General features: G+C 76.0%; 2 pseudogenes. Both read left to right on the forward strand.

The annotated features are described in order from the left end of the window. Positions 1 to 367 (forward strand): annotated as a pseudogene (locus ACFQ4O_RS18200) (hypothetical protein); the annotation flags it as partial. Between the two features lie 52 nt (positions 368 to 419). Beyond that, positions 420 to 583: pseudogene (locus ACFQ4O_RS18205) on the forward strand (tRNA (N(6)-L-threonylcarbamoyladenosine(37)-C(2))-methylthiotransferase MtaB); the annotation flags it as partial.

Raw genomic sequence — 583 nt, forward strand, 5'->3', positions numbered from 1 at the left:
CCTCGCCTTCGGCGCCGGCGGCGCGGCGCTGTGGCCGCTGATCGGCGCGCTGGTGCTGCTGCTGGCGCTCCGGGCGGTCGCGCCCGAGCCCGGCCTGCTGCGGAGCCGGCCGCTGACCTGGTTCGGCGAAATCTCCTACGCGCTCTACATCGTCCACGCGCCGGTGCTGATGGTGACCTTCGGCGTCGCCGGCAAGCTCCTGGGCCTGACCTCGCCGGCGGGGCTGATGGCGGTCGGCCTCGCAGGCCTGATCGCGGCGGTCGTGGCGGCGGCCATCGCCCATTACGCGATCGAGACGCCGGCGCGCGACCGCATCATCGCGCTCGGCGACGCGGCGCAGGGCTGGCGCCGCCGCCCCGCGGCCTGATCCCGCCGTCGCGGGTGGCGTTTTCGCCGCTGTTGCGGCATATCCGCGGACCATGGGTCCCGAGATCATCACCTTCGGCTGCCGGCTGAACGCCGTGGACAGCGAGGCCATCCGCGCACATGCGCGCGGGCGGGACGATCTCGTCGTGGTCAACGCCTGCGCCGTGACGGCGGAGGCCGGGCGGCAGGCCCGGCAGGCGGCGCGGCGCGCGGCCCG

Origin of the sequence: Methylopila musalis (assembly GCF_042679725.1) — a bacterium.
Lineage (GTDB): Bacteria > Pseudomonadota > Alphaproteobacteria > Rhizobiales > Methylopilaceae > Methylopila > Methylopila musalis.